At 46.6% G+C, this 18,715-nt stretch carries 14 protein-coding genes; 5 read left to right on the forward strand and 9 right to left on the reverse strand.

What is annotated here, in order from left to right; translation table 11 throughout:
- Positions 1–11: 11 nt before the first annotated feature.
- The gene (locus N7386_RS18070) at positions 12–2,198 is read right to left on the reverse strand and encodes an OsmC domain/YcaO domain-containing protein (protein WP_279770153.1); all 2,187 of its coding nucleotides are present in this window, start codon (positions 2,196–2,198) and stop codon (positions 12–14) included.
- A gap of 217 nt (positions 2,199–2,415) precedes the next feature.
- Entirely contained in the window at positions 2,416–2,658 is a 243-nt protein-coding gene (locus tag N7386_RS18075; protein WP_126511924.1) for a hypothetical protein, read from the reverse strand.
- Positions 2,659–3,010: 352 nt separating this feature from the next.
- Between N7386_RS18075 and N7386_RS18080 the strand changes: the two genes are divergently transcribed.
- Positions 3,011–4,675: a methyl-accepting chemotaxis protein gene (locus tag N7386_RS18080; RefSeq protein WP_279770156.1), complete on the forward strand. Its 1,665-nt coding sequence runs from the start codon at positions 3,011–3,013 to the stop codon at positions 4,673–4,675.
- A 180-nt stretch (positions 4,676–4,855) separates the two neighbouring features.
- On the opposite strand, the gene N7386_RS18085 is transcribed toward N7386_RS18080, so the two are convergent.
- Positions 4,856–5,245 carry a ribosome recycling factor family protein gene (locus N7386_RS18085; RefSeq protein WP_279770158.1) on the reverse strand — a complete coding sequence of 130 codons (390 nt, stop codon included), beginning with the start codon at positions 5,243–5,245 and terminating at the stop codon, positions 4,856–4,858.
- Between the two features lie 297 nt (positions 5,246–5,542).
- On the opposite strand from N7386_RS18085, the gene N7386_RS18090 reads away from it, so the two are divergent.
- The 4 genes from N7386_RS18090 to N7386_RS18105 all read left to right on the forward strand — a co-directional run bounded on the left by N7386_RS18090 (position 5,543) and on the right by N7386_RS18105 (position 10,006).
- On the forward strand, positions 5,543–5,788 hold the full coding sequence (locus N7386_RS18090; protein WP_011624059.1) for a DUF3297 family protein: 246 nt from the start codon (positions 5,543–5,545) through the stop codon (positions 5,786–5,788).
- A gap of 363 nt (positions 5,789–6,151) precedes the next feature.
- Positions 6,152–7,066: a nuclease-related domain-containing protein gene (locus tag N7386_RS18095; protein ID WP_279770160.1), complete on the forward strand. Its 915-nt coding sequence runs from the start codon at positions 6,152–6,154 to the stop codon at positions 7,064–7,066.
- A complete protein-coding gene (locus tag N7386_RS18100) occupies positions 7,056–8,273 on the forward strand; it encodes a hypothetical protein (RefSeq protein ID WP_279770162.1) in 1,218 nt (405 codons plus the stop codon). The genes N7386_RS18095 and N7386_RS18100 overlap by 11 nt, the downstream gene beginning before the upstream one ends.
- A gap of 2 nt (positions 8,274–8,275) precedes the next feature.
- Entirely contained in the window at positions 8,276–10,006 is a 1,731-nt protein-coding gene (locus N7386_RS18105) for a hypothetical protein (RefSeq protein ID WP_279770164.1), read from the forward strand.
- Between the two features lie 415 nt (positions 10,007–10,421).
- On the opposite strand, the gene gcvP is transcribed toward N7386_RS18105, so the two are convergent.
- The 6 genes from gcvP to N7386_RS18135 all read right to left on the reverse strand — a co-directional run bounded on the left by gcvP (position 10,422) and on the right by N7386_RS18135 (position 18,506).
- Positions 10,422–13,310, reverse strand: coding sequence for an aminomethyl-transferring glycine dehydrogenase (gene gcvP / locus N7386_RS18110; protein ID WP_279770166.1), 2,889 nt, complete (start codon positions 13,308–13,310; stop codon positions 10,422–10,424).
- Between the two features lie 122 nt (positions 13,311–13,432).
- A complete protein-coding gene (gene gcvH, locus N7386_RS18115) occupies positions 13,433–13,822 on the reverse strand; it encodes a glycine cleavage system protein GcvH (RefSeq protein ID WP_011071083.1) in 390 nt (129 codons plus the stop codon).
- A 25-nt stretch (positions 13,823–13,847) separates the two neighbouring features.
- Positions 13,848–14,942 carry a glycine cleavage system aminomethyltransferase GcvT gene (gene gcvT / locus N7386_RS18120; RefSeq protein WP_279770167.1) on the reverse strand — a complete coding sequence of 365 codons (1,095 nt, stop codon included), beginning with the start codon at positions 14,940–14,942 and terminating at the stop codon, positions 13,848–13,850.
- Between the two features lie 399 nt (positions 14,943–15,341).
- Complete coding sequence (locus tag N7386_RS18125) at positions 15,342–16,565, reverse strand: FAD-dependent oxidoreductase (protein WP_279770168.1); 1,224 nt, start codon at positions 16,563–16,565, stop codon at positions 15,342–15,344.
- 36 nt (positions 16,566–16,601) lie between these two features.
- Entirely contained in the window at positions 16,602–17,825 is a 1,224-nt protein-coding gene (ubiH, locus tag N7386_RS18130) for a 2-octaprenyl-6-methoxyphenyl hydroxylase (protein ID WP_279770170.1), read from the reverse strand.
- Between the two features lie 105 nt (positions 17,826–17,930).
- Entirely contained in the window at positions 17,931–18,506 is a 576-nt protein-coding gene (locus N7386_RS18135) for a UPF0149 family protein (RefSeq protein ID WP_089066962.1), read from the reverse strand.
- Between the last annotated feature and the right edge of the window lie 209 nt (positions 18,507–18,715).

Genomic DNA, 18,715 nt, shown 5'->3' on the forward strand with positions numbered 1-18,715 from the left:
TCGCGTTGCGATTATTGCGCCGCTTTGGCCTTACGGGCGGCGTGCAGTTTCTTATAGCTTTCGATTAAGCGTAAATGTGGCTCAATCCCTTCGAGCTGCATGCTGGTCTTAGTTAAACCGCTGAAACGGACTTTACCAGTAACGCTGCCGACCACTTGTTCCATCACTTCCGCGCCAAACATGCGGGTAAAGTTATGGCTAAAGTCTTCGAGTTCAAGATCTTCATCCAGCGTCACTTCCAATACCGCGCTCATTGCTTGGAAGAACAGATTGCGCTTCACGGTATTGTCGTTAAATTGCAGGAACTCACCGACTAATTCCTGTGCCTCTTCATGCGCGCCGAGTGCCAAATAAATCAGGATCTTAAGTTCGATAATCGTCAACTTACCCCAAACGGTGTTTTCATCAAACACAATACCAATCAAAGTGCGAATATCGGTGTAGTTATCCAGCTGACTTTCCTCTAAGCGATTGACTAGATTGACCAATTGCTTAGTGCTTAAGGAATGCAGATTCAGAATATCTTCACGGTAATCCAGCGCCTTGTTGGTGTTATCCCAAATCAGGTCTTCAACTGGATAAACTTCTGAGTAATCAGGGACTAAAATACGGCAAGCCGATGCGCCTAATTCGGTAAATTCGGCAACATACACCTCTTTACCCAGCTCTTCTAGAATGCCGAATAAGCGGTCCGCTTCTTCTTGGTTAGTGCCGGAGAAATCCCATTCGCAGAACTCATAGTCATGCTTGCTGCTAAAGAAGCGCCAGGAGATCACTCCCGTAGAATCGATAAAGTGCTCGACAAAGTTTTCAGGTTCGCTCACCGCCATGCTGTTGAAGGTCGGTTTTGGCACATCATTTAAGCCTTCGAAGCTGCGACCTTGGAGTAATTCGGTCAGGCTGCGCTCCAATGCCACTTCAAAGCTTGGGTGGGCACCGAAAGAGGCGAATACGCCGCCGGTTTTCGGGTTCATCAGCGTCACGCACATCACCGGGAACTGACCGCCTAAGGAGGCGTCTTTCACTACTACAGGGAAGCCCTGCTCTTCTAAGCCCTTAATGCCCGCAAGAATGCTGGGGTATTTTTCTAATACCGACATAGGCACGTCTGGCAGAACGATTTCCTGCTCGATAATTTGGCGTTTTACCGCGCGCTCGAAGATCTCAGATAGGCACTGCACTTCGGCTTCTTTGATATTGTTACCCGCACTCATGCCATTGCTTAAGAACAGGTTTTCAATCAGGTTCGATGGGAAGTACACAGTCTCACCATCGGATTTACGCTTGTAAGGAATCGCACAAATGCCACGGTCACTATTGCCCGAGTTAGTGTCGATAAGATGCGAGCCACACAGCTCCTCATCGGGGTTATAAATCTCGAGGCAGTAGTCGTCTAACAGGCCCGCTGGCAGCGAATCATCCTCTTCTAAGGCAAACCATTTTTCGTTGGGGTAATGCACAAACTCGCTGTTCGCGATCTCAACCCCAAAGAATTGATCGTTATAGAAGAAGTTATTGTTTAAACGCTCGATAAACTCACCGAGGGCCGAGCACAACGCGCTCTCTTTGGTTGCACCTTTGCCATTGGTAAAACACATAGGCGATGCGGCATCACGGATATGCAGTGACCACACATTGGGCACAATATTGCGCCAGGAGGAGATCTCAATCTTCATCCCCAGCTCAGCCAAAATGCCGGTCATATTGGCAATGGTCTGCTCTAGCGGTAAGTCTTTACCCAAAATATAGGTGCTGCTGTCGTCGCCGGGATGGCCCATCAACATGGCATTGGCGTCGGCATCGAGGTTTTCGACGGTTTCGATTCTAAACTCTGGGCCAGTCTGCACCACTTTCTTTACTGTGCAGCGGTCGATAGAGCGCAAAATACCTTCGCGATCTTTATCCGAAATATCATCGGGCAATTCGACATTGATCTGGAAAATCTGGTTGTAGCGATCTTCTGGGTCGACAATATTGTTTTGCGACAGGCGGATATTGTCCGTTGGGATATCGCGGGATTTACAATATACCTTCACAAAGTAGGCCGCACACAGCGCCGAAGAAGCTAAGAAATAGTCGAAGGGACTCGGCGCCGAGCCGTCGCCCTTATAACGGATGGGCTGATCGGCCGTGACCGTAAAGTCGTCGAACTTGGCTTCGAGTCTCAGGTTGTCGAGAAAATTAACTTTGATTTCCATTAGAATTTTTCCACTCAATATGCTCAAACGCGGTAATCGTATTCGTTACCGCACAGCATTGCCCTTGGGCGCTATCGTCTGGGGGGAATTATCGGTGTTTTTCGCCCATTAGTCTTGGGTTAATTATGTTAAAAAAACACCAGCGGAATTTTTACGCCATGGGCAGCAAGCAGCAGAGTAGGATTTATTGCGGCATTCACTGTGATTTAGCCAAGGGTTAATGCTCAGCACTGCCTTGCTTATCCGCCTCACGCTTAACCAGTAAAAAGGTGAGATACATCTTTGTCGGCAGGGATAACGCCATGCCAACGGCAACGCAAACGGCGCTGATAATAATTCCCTTAACGCCCATGGCTTCGACGGTTTGATTAAAGTTATGCAGATAAATCCCAAGCATAATCAGGCACAGCCCAAGGCCAATGCAGATTTTTAACAGCGTTATCAGCCTTTGATTAGTCACAGTCCTGCCTTTAGTTGCGCGTCATGATTAAGCTTGAGTCGTCTTGATTAAGCGTGCGTCGTCTTGATTAAGCGTGCGTCGTCTTGATTAAGCGTGCGTCGCAACGCTTAGCCACTCAAATCAGCGCCGTGCCGCCTATGCATAAAGATTAACTAATATAATGAGCGCATTGGCTTATTTAGGCTTTGATTAAGATCAACGAAGTACTGCGAGCCGTCCTCATCCTTAAGTCAAATATCATTAAGGTTTTTTGTCGGTTACATTAGATTTTTGTTAACTTAAGCACTTAAGAGTATTGGGGATTCGTTATACTTCCCTGCAATTAAAGAGGCTTATTTCGGAGTTGTTAAGCATGTCTAATTTCAGTTTACGTAACAAATTGCTCCTACTTGCACTGTTCCCCTTAATCCTAACTCTCATTGTACTGATGACGCTTTCTTACCATGTAGAACAGTCGGCACTTGCCGATGAGGTCACCGCATTTAGAGAAAAATTAATTAGTGAGCGTAAAACCCAAATCAAAGAAGCCACCCAAATCGCCGCAGGCATAGTGCAATACCAGCTATCGTTGAAAGAACAGGGCAATGTTAACCAAGCCCTGCGTGATATCCGCTTTGGTAGTTCGGGCTACTTCTTTATTTATGATTCACAAGGTAAAAACCTGTTCCATGCGGTCATGCCCAACCTCGAGGGGCAGAATAAAATCGATATGACCGATCCCCGCGGCACCAAGATCATTGTAGGCCTACTCAATGCCGCAAAAAACGGTGACGGTAATTTCTCGTTTTATTTCCAAAAGCCAAATACCAACGAGCAAATCGAAAAAATCGGCTACTCCATGATGATCCCAGGCACAGATTGGATGCTCGGCACAGGGGTCTATGTTGATGATATCGATGCAGTGGTTGAGGACTACCGCGCTGCCGCATATGAACAAATGATGAGTAAATCCCTTGGGGTGTTATTAATTGCGCTGATACTGGCGGCAATTACCGCCGCAGTAATCCTTTTGACAGCTCATCGCATGGTCACACCGATTAAAAATATGGCCGATAACTTAAACGATATCGCCAAAGGCGAAGGCGATTTAACCAAGCGCCTCGCGGTGAAGGGCGACGATGAAATTGCTCAACTCGGCCGCTCCTTCAACCTGTTTGTCGATAAACTGCAAACCATTATCGGCGATGTGGCCCATGCCACCGCTAAGGTCAAAACCGCGGCCAATGCGATTCATGACCAAACCAAGGTGATGTCGCGCCAGCTTATCAGCCATAACAATGAAACGGATCAAGTGGTTACCGCCATTACAGAGATGTCCGCCACCGCGAGTGAAGTGGCGCAAAATACCACCCAAGTCGCCGAAGCGACCCATGCCGCCACGGGTGATGTGGCCAATGCCCAGCGCTGCGTCGATGCCTCGTTAGAGGAGATTTCGGCACTGATGGCGCAAATCAATAATGCCGCCAGCAACATTCAATCCTTGAGTGAACAATCGCAAAAAATTAATAGTGTGCTCTCGGTGATCGGCGGCATTGCCGAGCAAACCAACCTGCTGGCATTAAACGCCGCGATTGAAGCCGCCCGCGCCGGTGAACAGGGTCGCGGCTTTGCAGTGGTGGCCGATGAGGTGCGTAACTTAGCCAGCCGCACTCAATCAAGCACATTAGAAATCAACGAGATGCTATCTGAGCTGCACAAGCTGGTGAGCTTAGCGGTTAAAACCATGGAAGAGAGTCAGCAGAGTTGTATACGCTCGGTGGATTCGTCCCGCGCCATCTCCGAAAGCTTAGGCTCAGTGACCTCGGCGGTGACCGCCATCAATGATATGAGTACCCAAATTGCCACGGCGGCGACCGAGCAAAGCTCAGTGACCGAAGAAATCAACCGCAACGTGTTCGCCATTCAAGAGATTGTAAATGAGCTGCTGCACTCCAGCGAAGAGGCGGCGAGCGTGAGCCAAACCGTGTCGCAGGAAGGACTTAACCTCGGCAAACTCGTCGGTCAATTTAGGATTTAACGCCTAAGGCGTGATATTGGCGGTCGGCGTAAGTCGATTCGGTATAAATCGCTATCGTTAACCACCTAAGGCCTCAAGCAATTGAGGCCTTTTTCTTGGGTTCTGCCTGCTAATGATCCCGCCTAAGCTCAGAGTTAGCCCTCAGAGTTCTGTATCAGGACTCGGCATCAAAGCTCGGTATTAGAGTTCGGCCTCGAAGCGGGCAAGGCGTGCCTCGCTCATCGTGCATTGGGTTTGCTGCATCAGTTCGCCCAAGGTAATGGCGGGGTTTTGGTTGATCAGGCGAACCAATTTTGCGCCGAGTGGTTCAAGCTTATCGGCGTGTTGTAATAAGCCGCTGTCGATCTTTTTGATCATAAAGGCAAATTCGGCAATATCACTCTGTGCTGTTAACTCGACGCAACAGCTTTGAATCGCGATAGCCTGCCCTGTGATGCTCCAATTACGGGAGCGGCGCACCCGCTTAAGCTCGCAGCCCTTTTGCACAGCAATCGCCTGCGCCCGCTTAACCGCCTCGCGGCCGATGCGATGGATAAGTGATGGCAAGGGAATACTAATATCATCGTGCATGGCAAGTTAACTATTGGGCCTTGGGTCGAATATGGAAGAATAACGGGGCACGGCTATAAGTTGTAAGCACTAAGCCTTAAGCGTAACGCCTTATGCGCGATGCCTTAAACCAACGCCGCAGAGTTTACCCTGCGGCGGGTGCGAACAAAAGACGATACAAGCTTATGCAACAACTCACGCAAGTGCCGCTCGCCCAAGATAGCGGCTTAGGCGTCACAGACTGACAACAACAGTCCTTGAGCAAGGCGGCGGGATTGCCTACAATAACGCACTTTTTGTTCACTACAGATGACAACCATGACTGACACAACTTCACAACCCGCATTACCGGATCGTCTTTCGGTTAACCCACGCAGCCGCCACCATGTAGCTGAAGTCTTCCAATACGATGTGGGTATCCGCGTGAACGGTAAAGAACGTTTCGATGTCGAAGAATACTGCATCAGCGAAGGCTGGGTTAAAGTACCAAGCAAATCTTTAGACCGTCGCGGTCAACCTCTGCTGTTAACCATCAAAGGCACAGTAGAAGCATTTTACCGTTAAGCACCAACGACTTAATGGATAATAACAACGGCCAATTCAATTGGCCGTTTTTATTTGTCCTAGGTAACACCAAAGCCTCCCCCAATACCTCTCCCCAAGTATTCACAAGTTGTTATTTAAAATAAGCTTTTGTGATAAAACGCATTGATTAAACCGCATAGCGCGGGTTAAAGTGTGACCACTAAGGGAAATGCAGAGCCACACTCGAACGCCACTATCGAGCACGCTATTTAAGGACAAAGCAGCCAATCTGTACCATGCCGCCCCACTCTTAACAGCCTCCTCTGCCACCAAGGTATCAAGCACATTAATCATGTGTGCGTTATGGAATGAACGATAAACCTTTCTATTTCAAGGATGTAAATGGCAGATTTCGGCAGCAATCTATTATCCGTTGTAATTATTCTATCCAGCCTATTTGTCGGAGCTGGAGTGTTGCATGTGTTTCTTCGATACCGCGATGCAACGCTAACCCTGCCCGTGGATCGTGAGCAGCTAATCCGCATTCCCGCCTATGGCTTACAAAAGCAAATCCAAGATCTGCAATTAGATTTAATGGGTTACATGATGATGGGAGCCATGATTTTTTGCTTCCCCTTTGCACTCAACAGCATTCAAGCACATATCGCAGCAGGCAAATTCCCTTGGATGTTAAGTATTTCTGCGTTAATGGGCTTAAGCTATTGCAGCTTTAAAACGTGGAAAAACTTTTCCAAACTCACCAAATTACGCCTAGGGCATACGGCCGAAATCGCCACCGCCAATGAACTGATTGGCTTACAAGCCTTGGGTTATCAAGTGTTTCACGATGTACAAGCCGACGGCTTTAATATCGACCACCTCGTCATCGGCAAAAATGGCGTATTCGCCATTGAAACCAAAGGCCGCCATAAGCGCAATAAAGACCTACGCCAAACCAATGGCAATGGCGGAGGCTCTGACAAAAAAGGCTATCAAGTATTTTATAAAGACGGGCGCTTAAACTTCCCCTCATGGACTGAAACCAAACCCATAGAACAGGCCGAACGTCAGGCCAAGTGGGTCAGCCAATGGTTAACCAAAGCCACAGGCTCCCCCGTCGCCGCCACCCCAGCCCTAGTATTCCCCGGCTGGTTTGTCACCAGTCAATCGAAACCACCGTTCCCGATTATCAGCCACAAACTTCTAGTCGGAACGATCCGGAAACTGAAAACCCAAGATCTTACCCAGCAACAGGTCGACACCATCATCTACCAAGTCGCCCAAAGATGTCTAAGTAAAAGCGAGGTTGGGAAATGAGGCAAAGAAAGAAAAAATAAATACAAAATTCACTTTAAAAATAAGTCCAAGTTTGTCAGTTGGTAAGAATAAAAATAAACTCAAGGAAATAACATTGATCGATCAAAGTACAAATGCTGGAGTCAGAGCGCAACAAGGATTTGCTTTACAGAGAAACATGGCTCTATTCATTATATTAGATAACTACGATAAAAAATTTAAAGGTACGAAATATTTTCTATCTATTGAACATCTGGATGACATCATATTTTGTTATCTAGATGACCATGGGAAAGCTGTTAAAGTAGAAACTTATCAATCCAAAAAAAAATCTAGTGGCAACTGGAAAATTAGTCCTGAACTTGCAGAAATAATAGTGAAGATACTTAAGGTAGGTAAATCACTTTTATCTGACAGTCATCCTAAATCAATTAACTATATCCATGACCTTTACTTTTCGTCAAATACAACAATAGAGCTATCAACTAAAGTTAAAGATGTAAGTAAAAAAAGTAAAACTTACTCTCAAATGGTCAATGAGGAGAATTCTGAAATTGTTTATAATGGCTTAGACCCAATGATAAAATGTGCGATTACAGAAAAGCTTGAAATTTCTGTACTGTACAATGAAGAAAAACTATGTGAACAACTTAAAAATTTAAAGTTCTTATATTTAGACTTTAATAAAACAAATAAAGAACAAGAAAACCAATTAAGAAGTAAACTTGAAGACATCTTTCAAAGAAAAATATGTGATTCAAAGGCTGCATTAGATTCTATATTTCGATTATTTAAAAAGATTGAGCTAACTTATAATCAAAAAAGTATTGCTCGTCTCTCAGACGTTACAAAACAAATACACAGTCAAGACATTAGTAATGCAATCGGAGTTATAACTACAAAATCGAAAGCTTTTCAATTTTGGAGAGATCACAAAAGAGAAATAAGTGAGAAATTAGAAGTAAAACCATTTGAGCGTGAATCGTTCGAAATGAAATTCGACTTAGCATTTGACTTATTTAAAAGCAAAGATGAAGCTGAACATCAAAAAATATTAGAATTTGTGAAAAACAACTATCTAAGTTGCAACGGATATAATGAAGATGATTGCATTGATGAGTTGTTCAAAAAATTTATCACCGAAAAAAAATCAAATTTAGACAATCAAACATTAAAAGCCACAATGTATGCAGCTTACTTTGAAACAATAAATAAAATGGATGATTAAAATTGGGAACTTTAATAAAATACAATAATTTTTTTGCATTCAGCAATAAAAGCCAAAAATACTTCAACACATCTTTCATTGACGGAATAAATATAGTTCATGGGAAAAACACATCTGGAAAAAGCACTTTCATACAAGCACTTCTCTACACATTTGGTATAAATGATGAAAAAAGAAAGCTTGCAGAATTACTTGATGAAGATGTTATTTTTAGGTTAGATTTCACAATGTTAAACCATAACGAAACTAAAGTATCAATTGTAAGGGATGATGAAATAGTTTCCATTAAGATTGATAAAAATCCCCCTGTAAAATTTATAGGTATTGGGAGTAACAATTCTAGAGAACATATAAAACTAAAAGTTTTCCTATCTAATTTATTTGGATTCACTTTACATCTAGAGTATGAAAATGAATACAAACCTGCTTCAATAGAAGCTATGTTCTTACCATATTATATAGCGCAAGATGTAGGTTGGGTATATCGTCACAAATCTTTTAGAGGTTTAGATTTTGTTAGAAACTTTAAAAATGATTTTTTTGATTACTACCTGGGAATTATAAATAATTATGACCGTTTAGAAAAAAGTAGGTTGGATAAAGAAAAGAAAGATCTAGAAGCTGAATCAAGACTACTTCATAAGATAGACACTAATAATATACAGATTAAGTTGGCAAAACTAAAGGATGAAGTTTTTACCGCAAGAACAATGGAATATATAGATCCATACAAAGAAAACAAGTCAAAACTAATTGAGTTGGAAAAAGAATACATTTCTATATGTAACAAGGTAACGCTCCTAGAAGAGAGTAGAAAAGTACTTAGACGAGTTAAAAGAAGTTTAAATAATGACATTATTGCAAAAGATAAATGCCCAACATGTCTTCACGATTTATCTCATTCGATTGAGGATACGTATAGTTACCTACAAAACATTAATGACACAGAAAAACAAATAGAACAACTAACTAAAAACATTTCAGAGCTAAAGGATTCACAAGGAAAATTAAACTCTATAATAACAGAAATTAATGATAAGAAAAAAATTGTTGAAAACGACTATTACGAATTATTAGAGTACAATGTAAACAACATCAATTTAGATTCTTGGCTAAAAAACAAGGTAAACATCAAACTGTCAAGTGAACTCAATATGAAACTTGGAGAAATCACATCAAAAATATACAATATAGATGCTGAACTAGCTAAATTCAAGACTGATAAAGCCGTAAATGAAGAGAGAAAAATCCTCAACTACACATTTAAATCAAAATTTGAAAAATATATTAAAGAGTTAAAAGTAAAACCATTTGAAGACGAACGATTTTATTTATTATATGAGATACCAGCCTTTCCAAAACAAGGTGTCGAACTACTAAAAACATTATTAGCCTACAACTTTTCATTTGTTGAAATCATAAAAAAAACTGATTACGTACATGTTCTACCATTTTCTCTAGATGCTATATTTGAAGGGGATTTTGAAGATGACAGCAAGAATGAGATCCTTGAGTTTATCAAAAAACACTCTTCCATTTCTCACCAAATAATAATTACTATTGCAGATTCAAAGAACAATGCCAATTCGGCAGAAAAATATAACAAAGAGCATTTCAACAATATGGCAAATCTAATTTGCATTGGTAATAATACCCATCAAAGGTCACTTCTTGAAAAATACAATGGAGATTTTGAATGTTATATTAATGAAACCATGGATATATTAAATTAATTACTATTAAATTAATCCTGTGAAACAGGACAGTCATAAGTCTTCACTAAATGGTTAGCCAGAGCTGACATTGTTGCATCAGTACACCCCATACAAGAGCGTTAAGAGAAAAGAATGACATAACAGGTATAACTCATCATTCAATGGTTACACCAAAACTGGCATTGTTGCACCAGTGACCTTCTAAAACATGGATGTTTTAGCAGAGCTTACAGGGATGTATTTACAGCGAGTCACTGGTGTAACAGTGCGAGAGCCTGCGGCAGGCAATTGGGAAGTACAGTTGCCAGAAGCCACAAAATAGCCCATTCGCAGCACTGAACTCCGCAGAGTTAAAACTAACCAATAAAAAAGCGAACCGCTAAGGGTTCGCTTTTCATCAAACGTTAGACCTGAATAACGTACTATTCAGCCCTTATTCGTAGTCTTCCATCGGCACACATGCACAGAACAAATTACGGTCGCCGTACACGTCATCAATACGGTTCACGGTTGGCCAGAACTTGTTAGTACGCACCGCGGCACTTGGGAACACGGCCACTTCACGGCTGTATGGGCGTGAATCAAACGCTGGATCCATAATATCGGCCATAGTGTGTGGCGCATTGTGCAGCGGGTTGTTGTCCGCTGGCCACTCACCGGCTTCAACTTTAGCGATTTCGGCGCGGATTGACACCATAGCGTCGATAAAGCGGTCCAGTTCAACCTTAGACTCAGATTCGGTTGGCTCAATCATCAGCGTGCCCGCTACTGGGAAGCTCATGGTTGGCGCGTGGAAACCGTAGTCATTCAGACGCTTAGCGATATCCATTTCGGTCACGCCAGAGGCTTCTTTGATTGGACGCAGGTCGATAATACATTCGTGCGCAACGCGATCGTTACGGCCACGGAACAGTACTGGGTAGTGTTCAGACAGCTTCTTCATCACGTAGTTAGCGTTTAACAGCGCGGTTTGAGTCGACTTTTTCAGGCCGTTTGAACCGAGCAGCTTAATGTACATCCAGCTGATTGGCAGAATGCCAGCACTGCCGTATGGCGCTGCCGATACTGCACCGTTGTTATCGCTTTCGCGGCCTGGTTTCACTACTACGTGACCCGCGACGAACGGTGCTAAGTGTGCTTTCACACCGATTGGGCCCATACCTGGACCACCGCCGCCGTGTGGAATTGCGAAGGTTTTGTGCAGGTTAAGGTGCGATACGTCGGCACCAATAAAGCCTGGTGAGGTTAAGCCAACTTGGGCGTTCATGTTGGCGCCGTCCAAGTACACTTGACCACCGTGCTGGTGCACTATGTTGCAGATTTCGCGGATAGATTCTTCGTACACACCGTGGGTCGATGGGTAAGTGATCATGATACATGACAGGTTTTCTGCCACTTCAGCCGCTTTGGCCTTCAGATCTTCTAAATCCACGTTACCTTGCTTGTCACAGGCAGTCACAACCACTTGCATACCAGCTAATTGCGCAGATGCTGGGTTAGTGCCGTGGGCAGATTGTGGGATTAAGCAGATGTTTCTGTGGGCTTCGCCGCGAGACTCGTGGTATTTACGAATCGCCAGCAGACCCGCGTATTCACCCTGTGCGCCAGAGTTAGGTTGGATACACACGGCATCATAACCTGTGACATTCACTAACCATGAAGACAGTTCTTCAATCAGTTGAGTGTAACCCTTGGCTTGACCCAGTGGGCAGAATGGGTGCATGTTAGCAAATTCTGGCCAGCTCACAGGCAGCATTTCAACCGCAGCGTTTAACTTCATGGTGCATGAACCCAATGAAATCATTGAGTAGTTCAGTGCTAAGTCTTTGCTTTCGAGACGCTTGATATAACGCATCATCTCGGTTTCGCTTTGGTAGCGATTGAAGGTTGGGTGGCTCAGGATCGCATCTTCACGCACTAAAGAGGCTGGGATCGATTGGCTACCTTGCGCCACGATTTGTGCATCTAATGCGGCAACGTCTAAGCCATGGCCAGCACCTAAAATCACATCGAACAGGGCTTCGATATCGGTGCGGATAGTGGTTTCATCTAAGCTCACGCCAACGATGCCGTCAGCATCGAAACGCAGGTTCATTTCAGCGGCCAGCGCGCGAGCATTGACTGCTGCAACGTCTAAGCCTTTGATGCTGATGGTATCGAACCAAGTGTTGTTCACTAAGCTCACGCCTTTAGCTTGTAGGCCAGCGGCTAAGATATCGGTGAAGCGGTTGATGCGTGATGCGATGGTTTTCAGGCCTTGTGGGCCGTGGAATACGGCGTAGAAAGACGCCATGTTCGCTAACAGAATTTGCGCGGTACAAATGTTTGAGTTGGCTTTTTCGCGGCGGATATGTTGCTCACGAGTTTGCATCGCCATACGCAGTGCGCGGTTACCACGGGTGTCCTTTGACACACCGATGATACGGCCAGGCATAGAGCGTTTGTGCTCGTCACGGGCCACGAAGAAGGCCGCGTGTGGACCACCAAAGCCCATCGGCACACCGAAACGCTGCGCGCTACCGAAGACCACGTCGGCGCCCATGGCACCCGGTGACTTGAGTAACACTAATGCCATGATGTCGGCAGCCACAGTCACAATCACGTTTTTCGCGCGTAATTCGGCGAATAAGTCTGTGAAGTCAGTGATTTGACCGAAACGGTTTGAATACTGGAACAGGGCACCAAACAGTTCGTGGTTTACTGCTTCATGGGCAGGACCTACCACCACTTCAAAACCAAAACACTCAGCGCGAGTCTTCACTACGTCTAAGGTTTGTGGGAATACGTCATCGGCTACGAAGAAGATGTTGGCTTTTTTGGCTTTAGACACACGCTTAGCCAGCGCCATCGCTTCGGCGGCAGCAGTCGCTTCGTCCAGCAGTGAAGCAGAGGCTAAATCTAAACCGGTTAAATCCATAGACACTTGTTGGAAGTTTAGAATGGCTTCTAAACGGCCTTGAGCAATCTCTGGCTGATAGGGCGTGTACGCCGTGTACCAACCTGGATTTTCGAAGACGTTACGTAAAATCACATTAGGTACTTGGGTACCGTAGTAACCCATACCAATGTAGCTTTTGAAGACTTGGTTTTGTTTGGCTAAACCACGAATGTAAGCAATGCCTTCGGCTTCGCCGCAGGAATCACCAATGCTCAACTCTTGGCTTAAACGGATCGACTCAGGCACGATTTGCGCAGTCAGATCGTCCAGAGACTCAGCACCAACGTAGTTCAACATTTCTTGTTGTTGGCTGCTATCCGGGCCGATATGGCGACGTAAGAATAAATCGTGCTGTTCTAACTGAGTGAGGGTTTGCTTGGTCATGATAAACCTTGTTCCAGATTTGCCGTAGCTCAGAACTGTAGGGTACTGATAAACGGGCTATTGTTATGTCAAACTTGCGCTAAAACAAACGAAGCCCCTTGGGGCTTCGTTAGCGTCGACGATTATTCCTCGTCGATGACAGCTTGGTAACCTTCTGCATCGAGCAGAGCGTCAACTTCAGATTCATCTGAAGGCATAACGCGGAAGAACCAGCCTTCGCCGTAAGCGTCGCTGTTTACGAGCTCTGGAGAATCTTCCAGTGCTTCGTTGACGGCAATCACTTCACCAGAGATTGGCGCGTAGATGTCAGAAGCCGCTTTCACTGATTCTGCCACTGCACAGTCGTCGCCTGCAGTCACAGTGTCGCCCACTTCTGGCAGCTCAACGAAAACCATGTCACCTAACAGCTCTTGAGCATGCTCAGTGATACCCACAGTGTAGCTACCGTCTTCTTCCTTGCGGATCCATTCGTGTGAAGAGGCGTATTTCAGTTCTGTCGGAATATTGCTCATTGTTCTTGTTCCTTGTTCCGTTTTTTTAAAATGCTTGTTTACCGTTGCGCACAAAGTTTGGCGCTACTACTCTAACAGCCACGCGCTTTTTACGCATTTCGACTTCCGCCGTATCCCCAATCGAGTTAGGAACACGCGCCATCGCAATAGAATAGCCCAATGTTGGCGAGAAAGTACCGCTAGTGATCACGCCTTGCTGCTCAACACCCGCTGCATCGATGAAAAATACTGGCATATCATGGCGTAACACGCCTTTTTCTTCCATCACCAGACCGACTAATTTGTCGGTACCCGCATCGCGCAGGGCTTCAAGCGCCTTACGACCGATAAAGTCACGGTCAGTTGGCTCCCATGCGATGGTCCAACCCATGTTGGCGGCCAGCGGGTTGATGGTTTCGTCCATATCTAAGCCGTAGAGGTTCATACCAGCTTCGAGACGTAATGTATCGCGAGCGCCTAAACCACATGGTTTAACGCCTTGATCTAACAGAGCTTGCCACAGGGCTTCGGCTTCAGTTTCTGGCACGATGATCTCGTAACCCACTTCACCTGTGTAACCTGTGGTGGCAATAAACAGAGAACCGGTTTGCTTACCGAAGAAAGGTTTCATGCCTTCGATGGCGGCATTTTGCTCGCTACTGAATACGGCGGCGGCTTTGGCCTTAGCGTTAGGACCTTGAACGGCGATCATCGCCAGCTCAGGACGCTCAGTCACAGTGACATCAAAACCTTGGGATTGTTTGGCGATCCACGCTAAGTCTTTTTCGCGGGTCGCGCTGTTGACGACAACACGGTAGAAAGTGTCGGTCAGGTAGTAAGTGATCAGGTCGTCGATGATGCCGGCATTGTCATCTAACATGCCGCCGTATAAGGCTTTACCAGGAACTTTAAGTTTGGCCACATCGTTTGCCAGCAACTTACGGAGGAATGCACAAGCGTCGGTTCCAGTCACATCAACCACAGTCATGTGGGACACGTCGAACATCCCTGCGTCTTGACGCACGGCGTGGTGTTCTTCGATTTGTGAACCATAGTTGAGGGGCATATCCCAACCGTGGAAGTCGACCATCTTAGCGTTTGATTCTAAGTGCTTGTTAAACAGAACAGTTTTATTAGCCATTGTTATCCCTTTTTTGCGGCCTTTTTCAGGTCTCTGCCTAGCGTAGGGTGATACAAATCCGGCTAAATATCTGGCTAATCGGCATTTCACTTCCACGATGCATCAATTTGAAAGGTGATTCTTTCTGTATCAATGCGTCTGTCACTGCAACGCCTGATTTGCTCTGAATTGATCAGATATTTATCGTGATTGGTATAAGTACTAGGGTCTAAAATGCGGCGAAATTATACCTTGCGTCACAAATTTGTATACAGGAGATTTTTCTAATCCGAAGCCAGTGTCATTAGATTTTCTCATCTTTAACATGTAATTTTTTTACATACGAAAGCGAGATTTGCGCAGCCTGCAATCAAATCGCTGATATTATCAGCAATTATGATTACATTAGCGCAACCGAGGCTAGCGACATAACTTGGGGAGTGAGGACTTATTGCCCATGGCCTGTTGCATGAACACTGTTTTCAGCCCAGCGACATTATCAACGAGGTTGAGTCCCAGATCGCGAATGGCTTTTTTAAGGGGATTGCTCCCCTCGAACAGGCGCTTAAAGCCTTCCATCGCCGCAATCATCTCCATCGCATCCGCCTTGCGCCAACGCTCAAGGGCGCGCAGCTGGGCATAATCACCGATATCTTTACCCGCCTCGTGTAGCTCGCCGATGACTTCGATAATGCTGGCGGCATCGAGGAAGCCTAGGTTTACCCCTTGGCCAGCTAATGGATGAATGGTGTGGGCCGCATCCCCCGCGAGCACTAAACGGTGGCGGGCAAAATGGCGGGCGTAGCGCATCCGCAATGGGAAGGCTTGGCGTTCACTCTCAAGCTTACAAATGCCGAGGCGGCCATCGAAGGCGGCGGTAAGATTGCGCTCGAACTGCTCTGGCGCCATCTCGAGTAACTCGGTGGCGCGCTCTGGCGGCACTGACCAGACGATGGAGCAGAGGTTTTCTTCATATAAGGGCAAGAAGGCCAGCGGGCCGTCCTGCAAAAACACTTGGCGGGCGGTGGCAAGGTGCGGCATTTCGCTGCGAATGGTCGCCACGATCGCATGGTGGCCATAATCCCAGAAGGTTAACGGGATCTTACATTGTTCGCGCACCCAAGAATTAGCACCATCGGCGGCAATCACCAGTGCGGCACTGACGCTCTCGATGTCAGCCTCGGCGCCATTGGCTAAGGTCAACCAAGCTTCGCGCTCACCAAAGGCGATACGCTCTATGCGTTGGTTTTCGATATGGGTGATATTGTCAAATTCACTGGCACGCTTGGCGAGGGCGTAGCTGATGGCATCATTTTCGATAATGGCGCCAAGGCTAGGTTCACTGATGCTGCTGGCATCGAAGGCGATTTTACCAAAGCCGTCTTTATCCCATACCGCCATTTTTTGATAGGGCGTCGCGCGGCTGGCATCGACATAGTGCCAAGCGCCGAGGTGCTCGAGCAAACGTTGGCTCGCCTTGTTGATGGCGCTGACCCTAAGCCTTGGCTCACCGCTTACGGCTTGGGTGCTTTGGGCATCGATCACGACGACATTCAAGTTGGCCTGCGCCAATCCTATCGCGGTGGCGAGTCCCACCATGCCGCCACCCACAATGGCAATGTCATAGGCTTGTGAACTTAACATGGGTACATCCTTTTCGCGTTGCGATACCAGTAATGATTATTTCCAGCCCATCGCCTTCTGCGCAACGGGGGTTTTCAGTGGCGGGAACCAAGATAACAGACGCAATCCCAGATTACGCCCAAGGGCCAAGGGCCAGTATTGGTTAGAGAAGCCACGGACTAAAAATTCAATATTGCGAATAGTGCTGTTTCTATCCGCCTCACGGGCCTGCAAATAGCCATGGGTAACGGCGACACCGCCGATATCCTCACCCTGCGCCAGCGCGCGTTGCAGCACATCGAGCAGGCTGACGACATCCCGAAGACCCAAGTTAAACCCCTGCCCTGCAATTGGGTGCAGAGTCTGCGCCGCATTACCGATAAACACGCATCTATGGTGAATCGGCCTTGGCATGTAGGACAGATTTAACGGATAAGCATGGCGCTCACTAACGTCGATAAACTGCCCAGCGCGATAGCCAAAGGCTTGCTGCAACGCAGCTAAAAACTCGGCCTTGGGCGCTGTGAGCATCGTTTGAGCGCGGTTATCGTCAAGCGCCCAGACGAGGGATAAACGCGGCTGTCCTTGGCTATCAGCCATCGGTAATAATGCCAGTGGGCCAGTCTCGGTAAAGCGTTCATAAGCCCAGTGCTGATGCGGCTTATCGGTTTGTAGATTGGCGATAATCGCGGTTTGCTCAAACGCCACTTGAGTGATGGGCAGATTAAAACTGCTGCGCACCTTAGACTGCAAGCCATCGGCCGCAACCACCAGCTTGGCGCAAATCCGCTCGCCGGAATCGAGCACTAGGGTGTGACTCTCGTTAGCCGGAATTAACTCTGACAGTTTGGCAGGGCAAAAGAGCTTAACCTGAGTTTTATGAAGCTCACTAAAGAGCACTTGGCCGACTCTTTCCAGCTCGACGACTTGGCCCAGCCCATCCAAGTGGAACTGACTGGCGTTGAGTTCCGTCATCCCAAAATGGCCGCGATCGGATACGTGGATATCCTTAATCGCCGTGCCTAAATGCGCCAGTTTCGGCCATAAACCTAAACGGGATAACTCGAAGATGGAACCATGGGCAATGGCGATGGAACGGGCGTCAAAGCCGGGGTGGCTATTATCGGGAAGATGCGCCTCGATTAAGGCAATAGATAAAGGTTTTTCAGTGCCAGACAAACGCGCTAAGGCCAGCGCGAGGGTCGCCCCCGCCATGGCGCCACCAACAATGGCAATATCGACATTTTGAACTGAATTATCCATGTGCTCTGCTACCGTCATGGGGTTCTCATTCAAGCTATGGCATGGCTAAAAGCGTTTCGCCATCAGGATGTTAGATTTAAAACTCATTAAAGGCGGAATCGCTCCGCCTTTATCTTTCTACGATTAGTGGATCACCGCAGGATCGTCGCCCTCTCCGTGGCTCGGCTCTGGGCCAAACTCGGAGTAACACAAAATGGCGGCAATGCGGACAAACTCCAGCAACTCCGTGTAAGCCGTTTCCGATTCTTCATCTTCGGTCACGTCAAACTCAACCTGAGCAATCTCGGCCAGATCTTTGATCACTTCACGCACTTCGGCCGAGGCTTTATTCAGCTTTGGCTGGATAATCGCGATGCCGGTTAAGAAGCTTTGCGTCCACAGTGATAAGGCTTCAACGCGTTGACTTAACGGCTCTTCCTCTTCGGGAAGCAGTGGCATAAAGCCAAACTCAAAGTCGCCTAAACGGGCAACCGAGTCTTGGAATAGCTCACACACCAATTGATGCAGAGGCGCTGGTAAAGGTTGACCATCATTCATCAGGTCAAATAAAGGTTTAATCCACAGATCGCCAGTTTGATCTACGCCACCGCAGATTAACCCCACAAGGGCACCGTGCACTTCCACGGGATGCTGACCAATTTCAGCCGCATCGAGGGCGATTTTTAAGCTGTCGATACGTAACGAAGGAGGGGTCGCCATATCAGGTTCCAATCAGAATTTTCCAGCAGCAATGCTAGCAGAGATAAAGACTTGAACCAACTCTGATCCGGCATTCTTGGGGGCGAAGATAAAAATTCCGGCAACTGCTCACACAAGCAGCAAACAAAACGGCGAATGTGCAATCCATCGGCGGCTCACCTTGCACTTTTAATATCAGCCCTATATAGTCCGCCCTATCGATGCCAACG

This window comes from Shewanella sp. GD04112 (assembly GCF_029835735.1).
Lineage (GTDB): Bacteria > Pseudomonadota > Gammaproteobacteria > Enterobacterales > Shewanellaceae > Shewanella.